17 protein-coding genes are annotated in these 13944 nt (G+C 31.5%); 9 read left to right on the top strand and 8 right to left on the bottom strand.

What is annotated here, in order from left to right:
* Nucleotides 1–303 precede the first annotated feature (303 nt).
* The 4 genes from ACFVRR_RS18815 (at nt 304) to ACFVRR_RS18800 (ending at nt 4287) form a co-directional block, all read left to right on the top strand.
* Nucleotides 304–1281 (top strand): VanW family protein, encoded by a 978-nt coding sequence (locus tag ACFVRR_RS18815; RefSeq protein WP_387331646.1) that lies wholly within the window; start codon nt 304–306, stop codon nt 1279–1281.
* A gap of 184 nt (nt 1282–1465) precedes the next feature.
* The gene (locus ACFVRR_RS18810) at nt 1466–2740 is read left to right on the top strand and encodes an ATP-binding protein (protein WP_387331644.1); all 1275 of its coding nucleotides are present in this window, start codon (nt 1466–1468) and stop codon (nt 2738–2740) included.
* A 223-nt stretch (nt 2741–2963) separates the two neighbouring features.
* On the top strand, nt 2964–3548 hold the full coding sequence (locus ACFVRR_RS18805) for a hypothetical protein (protein ID WP_387331642.1): 585 nt from the start codon (nt 2964–2966) through the stop codon (nt 3546–3548).
* Nucleotides 3549–3723: 175 nt separating this feature from the next.
* Nucleotides 3724–4287, top strand: coding sequence for a GNAT family N-acetyltransferase (locus ACFVRR_RS18800; protein ID WP_387331640.1), 564 nt, complete (start codon nt 3724–3726; stop codon nt 4285–4287).
* A 318-nt stretch (nt 4288–4605) separates the two neighbouring features.
* Here ACFVRR_RS18800 and ACFVRR_RS18795 read toward each other — a convergent pair whose 3' ends face one another.
* On the bottom strand, nt 4606–5097 hold the full coding sequence (locus tag ACFVRR_RS18795; protein ID WP_387331638.1) for a hypothetical protein: 492 nt from the start codon (nt 5095–5097) through the stop codon (nt 4606–4608).
* A 401-nt stretch (nt 5098–5498) separates the two neighbouring features.
* Here ACFVRR_RS18795 and ACFVRR_RS18790 point away from each other — a divergent pair, with 401 nt between their 5' ends.
* Nucleotides 5499–6767, top strand: coding sequence for an MFS transporter (locus ACFVRR_RS18790; protein ID WP_387331636.1), 1269 nt, complete (start codon nt 5499–5501; stop codon nt 6765–6767).
* Nucleotides 6721–7338 (top strand): TetR/AcrR family transcriptional regulator, encoded by a 618-nt coding sequence (locus ACFVRR_RS18785; protein WP_387331634.1) that lies wholly within the window; start codon nt 6721–6723, stop codon nt 7336–7338. The genes ACFVRR_RS18790 and ACFVRR_RS18785 overlap by 47 nt, the downstream gene beginning before the upstream one ends.
* 39 nt (nt 7339–7377) lie before the next feature.
* Here the strand turns inward: ACFVRR_RS18785 and ACFVRR_RS18780 are convergent, their stop codons facing one another.
* Entirely contained in the window at nt 7378–7956 is a 579-nt protein-coding gene (locus tag ACFVRR_RS18780; RefSeq protein WP_387331632.1) for a peptidoglycan recognition protein family protein, read from the bottom strand.
* Nucleotides 7925–8152, bottom strand: coding sequence for a hypothetical protein (locus ACFVRR_RS18775; RefSeq protein ID WP_387331630.1), 228 nt, complete (start codon nt 8150–8152; stop codon nt 7925–7927). Before ACFVRR_RS18775 ends, ACFVRR_RS18780 begins: the two co-directional genes overlap by 32 nt.
* A gap of 298 nt (nt 8153–8450) precedes the next feature.
* Between ACFVRR_RS18775 and ACFVRR_RS18770 the strand changes: the two genes are divergently transcribed.
* The gene (locus tag ACFVRR_RS18770) at nt 8451–8669 is read left to right on the top strand and encodes a hypothetical protein (RefSeq protein WP_335481602.1); all 219 of its coding nucleotides are present in this window, start codon (nt 8451–8453) and stop codon (nt 8667–8669) included.
* Nucleotides 8670–8785: 116 nt separating this feature from the next.
* The gene (locus ACFVRR_RS18765) at nt 8786–9298 is read left to right on the top strand and encodes a hypothetical protein (RefSeq protein WP_387331628.1); all 513 of its coding nucleotides are present in this window, start codon (nt 8786–8788) and stop codon (nt 9296–9298) included.
* Between the two features lie 166 nt (nt 9299–9464).
* Here ACFVRR_RS18765 and ACFVRR_RS18760 read toward each other — a convergent pair whose 3' ends face one another.
* Complete coding sequence (locus ACFVRR_RS18760; protein ID WP_175403438.1) at nt 9465–9605, bottom strand: hypothetical protein; 141 nt, start codon at nt 9603–9605, stop codon at nt 9465–9467.
* Between the two features lie 80 nt (nt 9606–9685).
* Entirely contained in the window at nt 9686–11185 is a 1500-nt protein-coding gene (gene yjeM / locus ACFVRR_RS18755; protein WP_387331625.1) for a glutamate/gamma-aminobutyrate family transporter YjeM, read from the bottom strand.
* Nucleotides 11186–11386: 201 nt separating this feature from the next.
* Here yjeM and ACFVRR_RS18750 point away from each other — a divergent pair, with 201 nt between their 5' ends.
* Nucleotides 11387–12085 (top strand): DUF421 domain-containing protein, encoded by a 699-nt coding sequence (locus tag ACFVRR_RS18750; RefSeq protein ID WP_387331623.1) that lies wholly within the window; start codon nt 11387–11389, stop codon nt 12083–12085.
* 49 nt (nt 12086–12134) lie between these two features.
* Here ACFVRR_RS18750 and ACFVRR_RS18745 read toward each other — a convergent pair whose 3' ends face one another.
* The 3 genes from ACFVRR_RS18745 to ACFVRR_RS18735 are packed head-to-tail and all read right to left on the bottom strand — an operon-like array spanning nt 12135 to nt 13940.
* Nucleotides 12135–12647 (bottom strand): cupin domain-containing protein, encoded by a 513-nt coding sequence (locus ACFVRR_RS18745; RefSeq protein WP_335478836.1) that lies wholly within the window; start codon nt 12645–12647, stop codon nt 12135–12137.
* Between the two features lie 16 nt (nt 12648–12663).
* Nucleotides 12664–13290: a methylthioribulose 1-phosphate dehydratase gene (locus ACFVRR_RS18740; RefSeq protein ID WP_387331621.1), complete on the bottom strand. Its 627-nt coding sequence runs from the start codon at nt 13288–13290 to the stop codon at nt 12664–12666.
* Nucleotides 13287–13940, bottom strand: coding sequence for a 2-hydroxy-3-keto-5-methylthiopentenyl-1-phosphate phosphatase (locus ACFVRR_RS18735; RefSeq protein ID WP_387331619.1), 654 nt, complete (start codon nt 13938–13940; stop codon nt 13287–13289). Before ACFVRR_RS18735 ends, ACFVRR_RS18740 begins: the two co-directional genes overlap by 4 nt.
* Between the last annotated feature and the right edge of the window lie 4 nt (nt 13941–13944).

Below are 13944 nucleotides of genomic sequence, written 5' to 3'. Positions count from 1 at the left end.
AGTGAAATCTACAAATTAAAAAGTCAAAACAGCAAATAAAATTTTGTAATCTGCAAATAAGCTACCAATGATGAATAAATAGAATGAAAACCACAAAAATAAATAGAAATAATAATAACAATGACTTTAAAATCGATGAAAATAATCAATAAACTGTAAAAATAGCTAAGAGAAGACGAAAAGTCATTCTCTATTTTTATGGTAAAAAAGGATTGGTAAGAAAGAGCATACGAGTATGACTATAATGAAAAAACATGAAAGTATTGAATCTTGTTCATACTAATGTTGGGGTGAAATACGACTATGATACAAAAATTACTTGCTAGTTTATTATTAATGACGCAATCAGTTGAACTTCCTGACAGCTTAACTGTGATTCAACAGGGCCATCCAATTGCTGTAGTTAATCGTGAAGATTTTACAATGTCACTTCCGGGTACACCATTGATAAACGATAAAAAGTTTAATGAATTTATTGAAAAACTTGATCAACAAATTTACCGTAACCCTATAAATGCGACAATCAATGAACAAGGTAGGATTGTACCAGGCCAGGTAGGTTACAGGCTATATAAAAAAGAGTTTAAGGATAAATTTACTACCTATTTTTATAGTAAAGGACCCTCTAAAATTGAAGTACCAGAGTTAGATATTTATCCTAAAGTCGATAGTGAATTATTAGCTCATATTAGGATTCAACAAATTGGACAATATGTAACTTACTTTAATTCGAATAATAAAAGTCGAGTACATAATATTTCTCTTGCAGCAAAAGCAATTGATAATTACGTAGTTTTCCCAAATGAAGTTTTTTCTTTTAATAAGGTAGTAGGAGAGAGAAGCGGAGCAAAGGGATATAAACGTGCACCAATCATTGTAAGGGGAGAATTGTCTGAAGGGGTAGGAGGAGGAATATGTCAAGTGTCCTCTACTCTATTTAATGCAGTCGATCGGGCTGGTCTAAAAATTATTGAAAGATATACCCATAGTAGACGAGTACCTTATGTACCAGCAGGACGAGATGCTACTGTTAGTTGGTATGGACCAGACTTCCGTTTTCAAAATAAATATAATCAGCCAATTCTAATTCGAGCAAAACAATATGGCGGAAGTATGATTGTTACACTTCATTCTTCTGATGTAATCAATTATGAAGTAAGAAGTGTCCCTATAGCTCCAACTCGTTTGCCTGAAGAAATAAATACAGAAGAAGACAAACATTCTTCAAATCCTTCTAGAAAAGGAAAAATAGTACCACCGCATAAGTCGGTAGGTGATTAAAGATTAATACATACTAAGTAAACCCCACAAGGTAAATTAAAGAGCCTTATGGGGTTTTTGTGTTTTTCATGAACAAGAATCATTTTGAATAAAAATTAATGAAAGTCTAATCCTTTCAACACTAGACTTATAGAAACTATAGATTTAGAATTATAAGAAAGATTTGAAAACAAAGGAGAATTGCATGACAAAAATAAATGTATTATTTGATTCGAGGGATATGGAACGAAATACATTACCTTATTACTACGATTACGGAAAGATCATTTCAACAATTCAAAGTCAGCTAATTGATACATTTGGAGTAGATTTTCAAATGTATTCAGATGAGGATACTACAAATGAAATCTGGGAAATTCTAGAAGAAGATCTTAAAGAAGAATCGAGTGAAGTTCAATTAATCAGCCATATTTATAATGAGCTTGAAACAAAAACTATTTCTTCGAATCACACTGATAAAAAATTGGAACTCATCATTAAGCCAAGGGTTGAAAATGGATTATATTATTATCCTAATTACGGAGTAGCTTTATCGAAAGCGATGATCTTTGAAGCGGATAATCAATATAATAGAGACCTGATTTTTGCTAAAAATGATTCATGTCTTTCATCCTTTTTTCAATACGTACTAAAAAGAAAACGAGATTATATTAAAAATTATGTAACAGTCTATACAGATACAGATGACGGTGTCGAAACAACGATTGAAAATATTACCAAAATGGTTAATAGAGAAGATGTATTTTTAGAAGAATCATTAAAAAGAGAAATATATCGATCAATAGATCATTTCTTTAATGAAAGTCGAGATTTCTTTAGAACATATGATATCCCATATAAACGAGGATTTTTATTATATGGAAATCCAGGAAATGGAAAAACAACATTAGTAAAATCAATTGCAAGTAGTATTAACGCACCGGTTGCATATTGGCAAATAACTGAATACACATCAAGTTATACAATTAAAGAGGTCTTTAGTTCAGTGTTAAAATTAACGCCAATGGTACTAGTTATCGAGGATATTGACAGTATGCCTCCATCGGTTCGCTCAGTATTCTTAAACACGATTGATGGTGCAACTTCTAAAGAAGGTTTATTTTTAATTGGAACGACGAATTATCCTGAAAAAATCGACCCAGCTTTAATGAATCGCTCTGGTAGATTTGATCGAGCATATGAAATTAAACAACCAACAAAAGAAATGCGTTCTGAATACTTACAAAAGAAAAAATTAAATCGAATTTTAAACAATGAAGAATTACAGCTACTAATCGATTCAACAAATGACTTCTCTTATGCTCAATTAAATGAGTTATATATCTCAATCATCATTGAGTGGGACTGTGAACAAAAAGTAGATATCATTCGATTATGCGACGAAATGAGATCAATTTTACGTAAACAAAAAAAGCAAAATTGGGAAAAGAATCAAACTATGGGATTTTCTTTTGAATAATTGATTTTATTGTATATGTAATTGTTTCGTGTAAGTTAACTCTCAAAAGATAGATGCAAGGGCTTCTATCTTTTTTCTTTTTGGCTTTGTTAAAGTAGGTGGTTGAAATTGTTCTTCAACAAAATACTAGATTAGTTGCATAAGAAAAAGGGATTATGAGGAAAAAAATGGAATATATTTAATAGTGAAAAATGTGCTTTGTCATTAAAATTTGGAGGAATAAATGAAAAAAAATCTTATGTGCCGATTCTATTCATTGACAATGATGTCGTTTCTTTTATTAGGAATCATTATAGTAACTGGTTGCTCTTCAACCAATATTGTAAAGTCCACACCTCAGGATCAAAATGAAAAGACTATAAAAACTGTCTTAGAAAAACAGTTTACAGGACCTGATATAAAATTAATTGAGATGTTATCGTCGGAAGAAAATGTAACAGTCATAGGAAAAGATGGGGAAGCTACGCAACCCCCAAAAAACACAGAGCTAGAAAAATATTATGAAAAAAACTACCAACCTTATTTTACTGAAAGGATGTACAACAATTTTATCGCTGCATATGCATTTAATTATCAATTTTTAGCACACAAAAGCGGATATCAAATAAAAGTAGATAACATTGATATTAAAAAAATTGAGACGACTGAAGGAGCCTATGAATTTAAAGTTTATGTATTATACGGAAAAGCTGGAAGTAAACAAAAGCTCGCTGAAGTTTCAGGTAGAGTTTATTTTACCAAAGATGGCAAAATAACTAATATTCGATACTTAGATGATGGCGGATTTACAAAAGCGATGAATAATTAAATAGCGAATTGTAAGTATTAGCTTTGTGAGCAAGGATTGAGCTTTTTGTTATACATTTTCTTTCTTCTGAAAATGCTTGCTCTCTTCCTCAAGAATTATTTCTTTGGGGTGACAGTTTTTTTATTATATAAGTTTGATTAGGTCATAATTTAACGTTTTCGAGAGGGGAAATGATATGAATCCTATTTTATTAGATGTTCCGTTACAAATAGAAACAGACAGACTAATTCTTCGAGCACCACTTCAAGCTGGTGACGGCAATGTAGTATACCAAGCTATTAATGCTTCATTTAGTGAATTAAAGCAATGGTTGCATTTATTCCAATCAATTCCTACTATTGAAGAAACGGAAATTCTCCTTAGAAATGCCCATATAGATTTTTTGAAAAGAGAAAGTTTTCGCTATCTGATCTATCATAAGGATACTAATGACTTTATTGGAACTGCTAGCCTTCACAGAATTAATTGGGAGATTTCTAAAGGTGAAATTGGATACTGGATTAACACGCAATATAGTGGCAATGGATTTATGACAGAAACAGTAAGTGAGTTAACAAACCTTGGCTTTCAGCAACTTAAATTTAGAAGAATTGAAATAAGATGTGATTCTAAAAACACTAAAAGCCGTTCGATCCCTGAAAAACTAGGTTTTGAGCTTGAAGGTACATTACGTAATGAGGATCTTACAGCTGACGGTAAAAAACTAACTGATACCTGCATCTATGCAAAGGTAAATTAGACTAAAATTTTTAAATCCATTATGCAACAAACGCATACATTAGTGAATAAAAAAAGAATAGCGCTTCTACTTAAAAGTACCCTATAGAATAGACATTTAAAAGTCTACTCTATAGGGTACTTTTGTTAATTATTAGAAAACCGGAATCGTGGAAATTTGAGATGAGTAAAAAGTATTCACTGAGAAAGAAGTTAAGTTACTTTTTAATTATCAGTACGTGAAAGCAGTTAGTTCAAAAGGTATCACTTACATTGAATTTAAGCGTATTTGTATCCTTTACTATCGCTCAAAAATCAAGTTTTAAATTTAACAAAAACTTTATTTAAAATAAAACTTTTTCTTTTCCCAATAATTTACTAGATTAGTATGCATTTCCCTTGGTTTTTCAATTTCACTCCATTCAATACTCCCACTATATCTCCAAAAAATATTTTTTAAGGGAAGTTTATGTCTTACACGAACTTGCTCTTCTTTCGAATAATGAACACGAATAAAGGTAGTTCTAGAAGATTTTGTTTTAATAAATTCAATATTTTCAATTTCATCCCAAAATATTTTATTACCAACAAAGTCTACAACTACACCTTCTTCGTCCCAGTAAATCCCGATCCCTTTTTTACGATAATTCCATAATTTTATTGAACCCCTAAAAAGTAAAAAGATAAATAACAAGGAGCCAATGAATACAAATATAGTTGAAATTGAGAAATGTTTGGTATTTATTATTGCCATCAAAAGTATTAAAAGAAATAGTATACCAAATATGACAAAAAGGAATATTGTTAAAATCTTTGGTTTGTATGCTTTCACTTATCTATTCATTCTCCTTATCTACATCTATCTTTATATTATTAAAGAATATTTTGAACATGTATAGGAAAATAAAGTAATTTTAATTAATTTTATCATTTTAATTTTCTAAATGTACCAGAATTTTAGGTCCCTAGATTTACGAATCATTTAGAATGTTATTAAACTAATATGCGTTTTCGTAAGTAAAGTAATTTATTGAACAGGCCCATTTGGCATACGGAAAATGGATTAAAGAAAAATTAGCAATCTAAAAAAATAATAATTTTAATTCCATTTTTTGAATAAAGTTAAACGAGGAATATAACTAATTTTCAGAAAAAACGATTGAAAACCGACACTTGTGTCGTTATAATTAAATAAAAACGACACAAGTGTCGGTTTTAAGGGGGCTAAACAAGATGAAAGTTCTAAGGAATAATAAAGGTTTCTTAACAATAATGGTTGCTCAAGCGATTTCAAATATTGGTGATTGGTTAAGTATTGTCGCGATCATTACGCTTGTAGGGTTAAAATGGAATGCTTCGCCAATTGAGGTTTCATTTATTATTTTATGTCTCGCTGTTCCTATGGCATTATTAGGACCTGTTGCTGGAACAATAGCAGATCGCTTTAGTAGAAAGCAATTGATGGTTTTATCGGATATTGTCCGTGCTGGTTTATTTGTTTTACTTGCATTAGCAAATACGTTGTGGATGGTCTATATTTGTTTGTTTACGATTGGATTGTTTTCTGCAGTTTTTAATCCTGCCAAAAATGGTAAGTTAAAGGAACTAGTTCCGAATGAAGAAATAAAAAGCGCGATGTCAATTACAGCTATGATTGACTCTGCTACAAAAATTTTCGGACCGATTTTGAGTGGAATTCTAGTTTCGGCAGCTGGAACAACGCCAGTATTTTATATTAATTCAGTATCATTTATTATTTCTGCAATCTTGATTTTCTTACTACCAAAAGTTGCCCAGCAGATTAAAGAAGAAAAAGTGAAGGATAAAGCTAAATCTTCCTATAAAACTGAATTTATGGAAGGTGTTTCGTTTATTAAATCTAATACTCAAATTTTAGTCGGTATGTTTTTTTTAGGTTTTAGTCTCTTAATCTTGCAGTTATCAGATTCGCAAATTATAGTTTTAATAAGGGAACTTAAACATGCATCACCAGGTTTATTTGGCTATTTAGTAACTGGTTCTGGTGTAGGAATGTTTTTTTCTAGTTTAATATTAGCGAAAAAAACAAATTATCGTGCCTATAATTTAATGTTAATAGGAGTTTGTGGAATCGGATTTGGTTTTGGTATGATGGCTTTATTCACACATTTTAATCTCGATTTTTCAATTGTTTGGGCACCATTATTAGGGTTGTTTGCCGGATTTGCAGCTGGCTTAGTATTTGTTCCATTCCAGGCATCTGTTCAAGTCGATACCCCAGTTGAGTTAACAGGTAGAGTATTTGGCGTAATAGGAAGTGTTACCACAACAGCAACAATTATTGGACCTTTATTAGGTGGATGGCTATCCACTGTAATTGGTGTCATTCCAACATTTATTATTTCTGCATCACTTTTAGTATTTGTCTCAATAATAGGTTTCTTAACGAAAAATAGAGTAGAGCGGGGGAAGAAAGATGTCTCCGAAAGTCAGCAAGGAGCACCAACAGCAACGTCGAACTAAAATTTTAGAAGCAGCAAAACAAGTGTTTATCGAAAATGGGTATGAAAGAACGACTATGAAGCATGTGATGGACGCATCAAATGTAAGTAGAGGTGGATTATATCAATATTTTGCTAATAAAGAAGAATTGTTTGAATCACTTTTATATGAGTCACTACTAAGAGTGTCTGAAGAAACAAGGAAATTATTGAATCAACATGTTGATTCATATTGGGAATTACTTTTATTAAGAATGTTCGGTGAAAGAAGAGTGCCAAATGATCGAATGGATCCTTTGGCACCAATTACTTTAGAGTTTTTCATAACTGGTAGAAATGATGAAAGAAGAAAAAAGTATGGGAAAGAACGATATTTTTATGGAATTAAAATCTTTTCCGATGTCATAAAAGAAGGTCAAAAAAACAAAGAATTTAGTAAAAAGTATGATAGTGAAATTTTAGCAAGAATGATTGTTTCATTTATTGATGGACTTGCACTAGACTATGCAATACTCTCAGCGGAAGAAATAATGATAGAAGAACAATCGATTATGTTTGTACAATTTTTAAAATTTGCTCTCGAAGTAGAATAAAAATGCGGTATTGTTATTAAATTAACATCCCGATTAAAATTATTGATTTAACATTTTCCAAGTCTTTTCTCCAACAATCCCATCCAGTGTTAGACCGATCTGTTGTTGAAAAAGCTTTACGGCATTTGCAGTCTGAGTACCAAAATGACCGTCTGGTGTAATGCCTAAAAGCTGTTGAATGGTAATGACATAAATATTTGAATCTCCTATTTTCATAACATGACCGGGGTATATTAATGAGCGATTTAATAAATGTCCTGCATTTATTTTGAAATGATTAAAAATCTCGTTATATTTTACAAACGGGTATGGACACGGTTTTCTAGTAACATCAAAATGACGGACGATATCTTTTTGGGTTAAATTAAACATTGAACATAAATCATTTACAACCATCATTGTTCGATTGATGGTCGTATTTGAAATACGATTATCCTTTTCAACACACATTTCAACTGATATCGATAATAAATTGGCATTTGGCTTTAATGCATCTACACCTCGAAAGGGTACACCATTCACATAAGTATATTTTTCATTTGCATGGAATGTGACCTCATTTAAAGGGATAATACAAATTGCCTCTTTAGGATCGACAAAAATATGTGCAAAAAGCATAAGATGGTTTTCTCCCTTGACTAATTGCCTCCGCATTTTGCCCAGGTAAAACCTCGCCAAAATATTTATAATGTCCGGTTGCTGTCGCACCAGGATTTGCAGTCCAATGAATAACGATTTTTTTAACTCCATTTAATTTTTGACCAGATCGTGTAAATTGATTAATTGGGATGAATTTATTTGTCCAACTTGGCATGAAACAACCTCCAAATATAAATTTTTAAGGATTTTAGTAAAAATGTTTCCAATTATCACTAATATTAGATTATGAGTACTAAATTTTTATCATGTTGAAAATGGTAGCATTTCAGGAATGCGATCAAAAAATAGTACGATAATCGTTTCCGAGACTGAATAAAGCGAAATAGACTGTGGGAGCTTGGAAGGAAATCTCTGTACGAGACTTGGACAGTTATATAATTGAATTCGATATAGTACATAAAATTGAAAACTAAGAATATGGCTATACTAATCGTGACCAAAGGAGTGATTAGATGAATTTTCGATCAAAGGAACAAATTTTGACGGAGCAGCCATCAATAGAAAGAAAAATAGAATTTAGAGGAAATAAATACAAATTAGTTGATACAGTTCATGATGTTTCACACGGTGGATTTGATGATCTTACATGCTATACTTACCGAAATGATACGGAAAATGCGGAAATATTGCTATATGTGCAAAAAGGAAAAATCGTAATTGTTGAACCTTAAAGGATTTAAGACTGTCCTGTATATACAGGCAGTTTTTGTTTGTTTTAGGGCTAATATGATGGCATTTAGAGATATTAAGTGAAAGGGTAGATTTGGAAAAATAGGGGGCATGTGGATTGAAAAAAATTATTCTTTTATTCTCAATTCTTTTGTTAACTGCTTGTTCACATGGTAATGGTGCAGTTGAATCATTAAAAAAAGAATATCCTAAAACGATAAAACAAGTGGTAGATCAATTATCAAAAGATGTACAAAAAGAATTAGTTGTACCAGAAAAGATCCCGTTTAGAGCAAAGGATGTCACAATGGATGTACAAAAAAATCAAAAAAATGAAGCTATTAATGCTACCTCGTTTAATTACTCAAATGAAGAAGTAGAGGTTACAATGTTTGTCATCACATATCATAATAAAAAAGCTTCCTTCCCAGATCAACAACAAGCATTAAAAACAACCAAATTAAAAGATGGTACAAAAGTTTTGATTGTTGCTGATGATGATAATACAAAAACAATTCGATGGAAGAAAGACGGTCTTTATCATTCAATTTCACTTCTTTTTTCAGAAGAAACTGGTAAACAATACACTATTCGAGATTTAATAAAAACTGCAAATTCGATGAGTAAATAATGAAAAGAGACCGCCAAAAAAATGACGGTCATTTTTTTATACATTTAAGCAAATTGGCAAACAGGGTAGAAAAATCGACTAGAAGCCATTTTTAGGTATCAGTATAAATATAAATGCATCTACGCCTCTGACTTCTCCTAACGGCTCGCCAATCGGTGAGTTTTCTTTATGAATTTTTAACTTCATTAAGAGCTTCAGTATTTGATTTACTTGGAGCAAAATAACCTTCTGAATTAACTGCAGCTGGTGTAGGTTGCCCTTTATTTTTGTTCTTCTTTTTTACATGTGGATTTTGATTGTGACCCATGAATATCACCTCCAACTTTAGTATGTGCTATATTTCCGACTTACTTTCGGAATTGTTATTAACAATAAGTGGGAAGATTGCTAGGCAATTTTCTTCTCTTTTTGGGTATGCTTTCTTGAACGGTTAAGAATGAGTAAAGCTAATATTGAAAAGAAGATTGGACCTGCAATCATCCAGATTGTGGAGTTGTAATCACCTTCAATAGCCGGTTGAATGATTGTAAAAAAGTTTGCAAATCCAACTACTAATATAACGAGAATGCTTGCAAATAAAGCAGATGAATTTGATTTTAATATTTGGAATGGTTTATCGATTTGATCATTCCTTTTAAACATGGGATAGGCAATTCCTAAAAAAATATAAGGTAATGTCATTGAAACATTCGTCATTAAAGTTATTTTATTAAAAAATGCAGATGCTCCTTGACCGCCAAAGGAAGTTAGGACAATAATGATGGATACAATTGCAAATTGTACCCACATTGCATTGACAGGCATACCTTTTTCATTTGTGTCTGAAAATTTTGTCGGCCATAGGTATTTTGGTGTGCCTTTTATGATTGTTTTTAATGGTGCATAAATTAATGTGAAAAATGCTCCGGTATATGCAAGGAACATTGATAAACCAGTAATTCTTGCAAACCAAATGCCAATTAGATCGGCAGTATGTGTTGATAAATTAAAAGCTTTTCCAAGTTCTAATCCTAAATTGTACATAAGTACATATGTTATGTTCCCTAAGTTCGTTGTACTAGCACTTAAATCATTTGACCAGTTAATAAAAATACCTACTAAAAAAATACCTAACGAATATCCTACTGAGATAATAATTGCTGAAATTGTAATCCCTTTTGGAAAATTACGTTCAGCGTTTTCCGTTTGATCAACTAATCCGCCGATTGCTTCTAAACCGCCATATGCAAAGATTGCAAATACAACAAATGATAAGATTGAGAGGGTAGATAGATAATTTGGATTAGGAGAGTGAGCAAATGCTGATGAAAAGCTTTTAATTGGTTGCGCAAATTTTCCTCCATTGAATAGAAAAATAAGGATACTTGTGATTAGCAATACTATATTTAATGAGAAAACTGTAATTCCACCAATCGTTGTTACCTTACTAATACTTTCAATCCCTTTTGAAGCAAAATAGGTCACAACTAACATCCAAAGTAATGCTAATAAGCCAATTGATTGAGTAGATGAAAGTCCAAATAATGAAAGGGACTGCGTTTTGTCTCTACCAAAAATAAAGGTTGATAGGGGAATCCAAACCTTTGAAGAGACACTAACCATAAAAATTACATAGGAAGAGAACCACATAAAGGTTCCAATAAAAGCGAATCTAGGCCCAACTGAATCGGCCATCCATGTATAAATTCCACCTTCTGAATGCTTATATGCAGCTCCGAACTCAGCCATCATAAAAGCAAAAGGAATAAAAAAAGTAATAGCTGAGAGTAAATACCATGGAATTGCACTATATCCCATTAAATAGAATGCTGTAGGTATATTTCCAAAACCATATACAGTTGTAAATACCATTAATATTAAGCCAACAAGTGAAAGTTTTTTACTCAAGATCTCACCTCAGTTAATTAGTCGATTATAAATGAATAGTATTATTTTCTTCAATAATCGGTAATTTATGAGGACATTACAACCAATCAGGTTTACTAATTTTTTAGAAATAATAAAGAATAGTTTCGTACTATTTTTCAAACGCTAAGTTGATTGATAAATTCTTAAAATAGATGGTTTGAAAGAGAAAGGATGAACTAAATGAGCTTTAATGAAGTAGTATTAAGAGTTATATGCTCATTTTTTGTTTTATTTATTTTAACGAGATTAATGGGGAAGAAGGAGATTAGTCAATTAGATGTTTTTACATTTGTAACAGCTATTACAATAGGAAATATAGCAGCATCAATTACGACATCTAAAACATTAACTATTGAAGATGGGATTATTGGATTAGTTGGCTGGGCAGTTTTGACGATTATCATGGGGTATTTAAGTTTAAAATCTAAAACTGTACGTCGGGTAATTCTTGGGGAACCAATAATTTTAATTAGACAAGGAAAAATAATGGAAAATGCATTAAAAAAAGCTAGATTAGATACAGAGCAATTTCAAGGAATGCTTCGTAATGAGAATATTTATTCGTTGAAAGATGTAGAGTACGCTATATTTGAAATCGATGGCAGTTTATCTATTATGAAAACAAAAGATGTTAAAACGAAAAAAAATAAAACATGGAAAAAAACTTTATTATTTCCGACTTCAACAGCAGTCATATCTGACGGGGAAGTAAATGAAGATGCATTATCAAATTTAAACTTGGATAAAAAATGGTTAATGGCTCAACTTGAAAGGGTAGGTATAAAATCAGTTTCAGATGTGTTTTTTGTTGAAGTACAAACCGATGGGTCGTTATATATCGATTACCGAGAAGATCATTTCAATGAAGAGGAAAATTAATTGACTCACATCCTAAAAGTGGATATGAGTCAATTTAGTTTTTATCAAATTATTCGTAAATCGGCACCCAGCCTTCAGTAGTAACAAACAATCGAACAGCAACTACTTTACGATCCTCTGCTAATGTGAAGTAGTGGCGTACATTTGGTGGTACAGAAATTAAATCTCCAGGATTCAAATTAACATGGAAAAATCCTTCATTTCCTTCGATAATAAACGTACCGTGACCGCTAACTATGAAGCGAACTTCGTCATCTGTATGATGATGCTCGCGGTTGAAGTTTTTAAGTAAATCATCAAGATTTGGAGTTGCTTCTGAAAGAGTAATAATATCACTTGCTAAATAGCCACGTCTTGATGAAATACTGTCGATTTCAGCTTTAAAAGTTTCAAGAATTGCTGCTTTTTCATCATCTGATAAAATAAATTTTTCTTGTAACGAACTATGTAATTGTTCGATATTCCAATTTTCGTAAATTACACCTTGTTCTTCTAAATATGCTTTTACCTCAACATCACTTGTAATATGATAATCTTTTTTTTCTACCCAAATTGTTGCCATTCTTCATTCCTCCAAATTAGTTCTTTATAAATGTATTTTTTTGTATACCTTGTAAAGCGTATTGGAATAGAAACTCATAAGCTTCTAAATGTTTTTTTGCTTCAAATGCTGATTCTGCCCATACTGTTATACCATGATTGTGAATTAATACAGCACCATGATCATTCTTAATATGTGGAAGAAATTCATTTGCAAGAGTGGGGATATGCGCATGATTTTTTATAATTGGAATTGTAATTTCTGCATCTTCTTCCCAAAGTCCCAACGCTTTAATAATTTCAATACCAGAAAAAGCTAACTCATCTTGATATGGGAAATCCTTTGTTATAAAGTTATTTGCTAAAGTGTGTACATGAAGAACGCATTTTGCATTTGTGTGCTGATAAATTAGACGATGCAAAATGGCTTCCGCTGATGGTTTTTTTGATTCATCCCAAACAGATTGGTCAAATTCATTAACGAGTAAAAAATCGTCATAAGTATGTTTAGTTTTATCTTTACCACTAGTTGTAACTAAAAAGTTTAAAGGCTCCTCATTTACTTTAATTGATAAATTTCCGCTAGTTCCTAAAAACCAATCTCGATCAGCAAGTACTTTTTTTACTTCGCGAATTTCATCATAATGTTTGAAAAAGTCCTTCATACTAGCACCTCCGTCTCTAATGAAGCTCGAATATCATAGAAATTTTCAAAAGGAATGAAAGGTAAAGATAATTCTTCACATTTATCTTTTAAGAAATCTCGAGCAAAAATTAAATTAGCTTCTTTTGCAATTTGTAAGTCAGTAATTGAATCACCAATGACAATGATAAAATCATTTGCTTCACTAAATTTTCTTTTAACAGATGGTTTACACATTCCACAATCATTCGTACAGTTTTCATCACAAGAATGATCCCAATGAATCTTTACAGTTTGGCCTGTAAAGTCAGTACGATTACATAAAATATCCGAAGATGGAAGGTAATCAGCTAATATTGGATGAACGAAAAAATCTAATCCGCCACTTACAACTTTTAACTCATATTGTTGTACGCTTACAAATTGTATAAAATCGCTAAAACCATCTCGAATGACTGTACGATTGATTACATAATCGGTCATTTCTTGTTTTTTCGTTGAAGGAATCGTAGCAAACATTTTCTCTACACCTTCTCGAATCGATATATTGCCATTTAATACTTCACTTGTTAATCCACTTACTGAAGGTGGAGCAAATTCTTTAATTAAATTAACGATATTGTCTCCCTCTGTAATTGTTCCATCAAAATCACAAAAAATCTTTATTGCCATTGTT

Source organism: Gottfriedia sp. NPDC057948 (assembly GCF_042887255.1).
GTDB lineage: Bacteria > Bacillota > Bacilli > Bacillales > Bacillaceae_G > Gottfriedia.
This window is presented reverse-complemented; position numbering and strand designations above follow the sequence as displayed.

Bases quoted from the DNA above. Each gene is read 5' to 3' on its own strand.
- ACFVRR_RS18815 (WP_387331646.1), top strand. From the start codon at position 304: ATGATACAAAAATTACTTGCTAGTTTATTATTAATGACGCAATCAGTT.
- ACFVRR_RS18800 (WP_387331640.1), top strand. From the start codon at position 3,724: ATGAATCCTATTTTATTAGATGTTCCGTTACAAATAGAAACAGACAGA.
- ACFVRR_RS18745 (WP_335478836.1), bottom strand. From the start codon at position 12,647: ATGGCAACAATTTGGGTAGAAAAAAAAGATTATCATATTACAAGTGAT.
- ACFVRR_RS18785 (WP_387331634.1), top strand. From the start codon at position 6,721: ATGTCTCCGAAAGTCAGCAAGGAGCACCAACAGCAACGTCGAACTAAA.
- ACFVRR_RS18810 (WP_387331644.1), top strand. From the start codon at position 1,466: ATGACAAAAATAAATGTATTATTTGATTCGAGGGATATGGAACGAAAT.
- ACFVRR_RS18760 (WP_175403438.1), bottom strand. From the start codon at position 9,605: ATGGGTCACAATCAAAATCCACATGTAAAAAAGAAGAACAAAAATAAA.
- ACFVRR_RS18780 (WP_387331632.1), bottom strand. From the start codon at position 7,956: ATGCTTTTTGCACATATTTTTGTCGATCCTAAAGAGGCAATTTGTATT.
- ACFVRR_RS18775 (WP_387331630.1), bottom strand. From the start codon at position 8,152: ATGCCAAGTTGGACAAATAAATTCATCCCAATTAATCAATTTACACGA.
- ACFVRR_RS18740 (WP_387331621.1), bottom strand. From the start codon at position 13,290: ATGAAGGACTTTTTCAAACATTATGATGAAATTCGCGAAGTAAAAAAA.
- ACFVRR_RS18770 (WP_335481602.1), top strand. From the start codon at position 8,451: ATGAATTTTCGATCAAAGGAACAAATTTTGACGGAGCAGCCATCAATA.
- ACFVRR_RS18750 (WP_387331623.1), top strand. From the start codon at position 11,387: ATGAGCTTTAATGAAGTAGTATTAAGAGTTATATGCTCATTTTTTGTT.
- ACFVRR_RS18735 (WP_387331619.1), bottom strand. From the start codon at position 13,940: ATGGCAATAAAGATTTTTTGTGATTTTGATGGAACAATTACAGAGGGA.
- ACFVRR_RS18805 (WP_387331642.1), top strand. From the start codon at position 2,964: ATGAAAAAAAATCTTATGTGCCGATTCTATTCATTGACAATGATGTCG.
- ACFVRR_RS18790 (WP_387331636.1), top strand. From the start codon at position 5,499: ATGAAAGTTCTAAGGAATAATAAAGGTTTCTTAACAATAATGGTTGCT.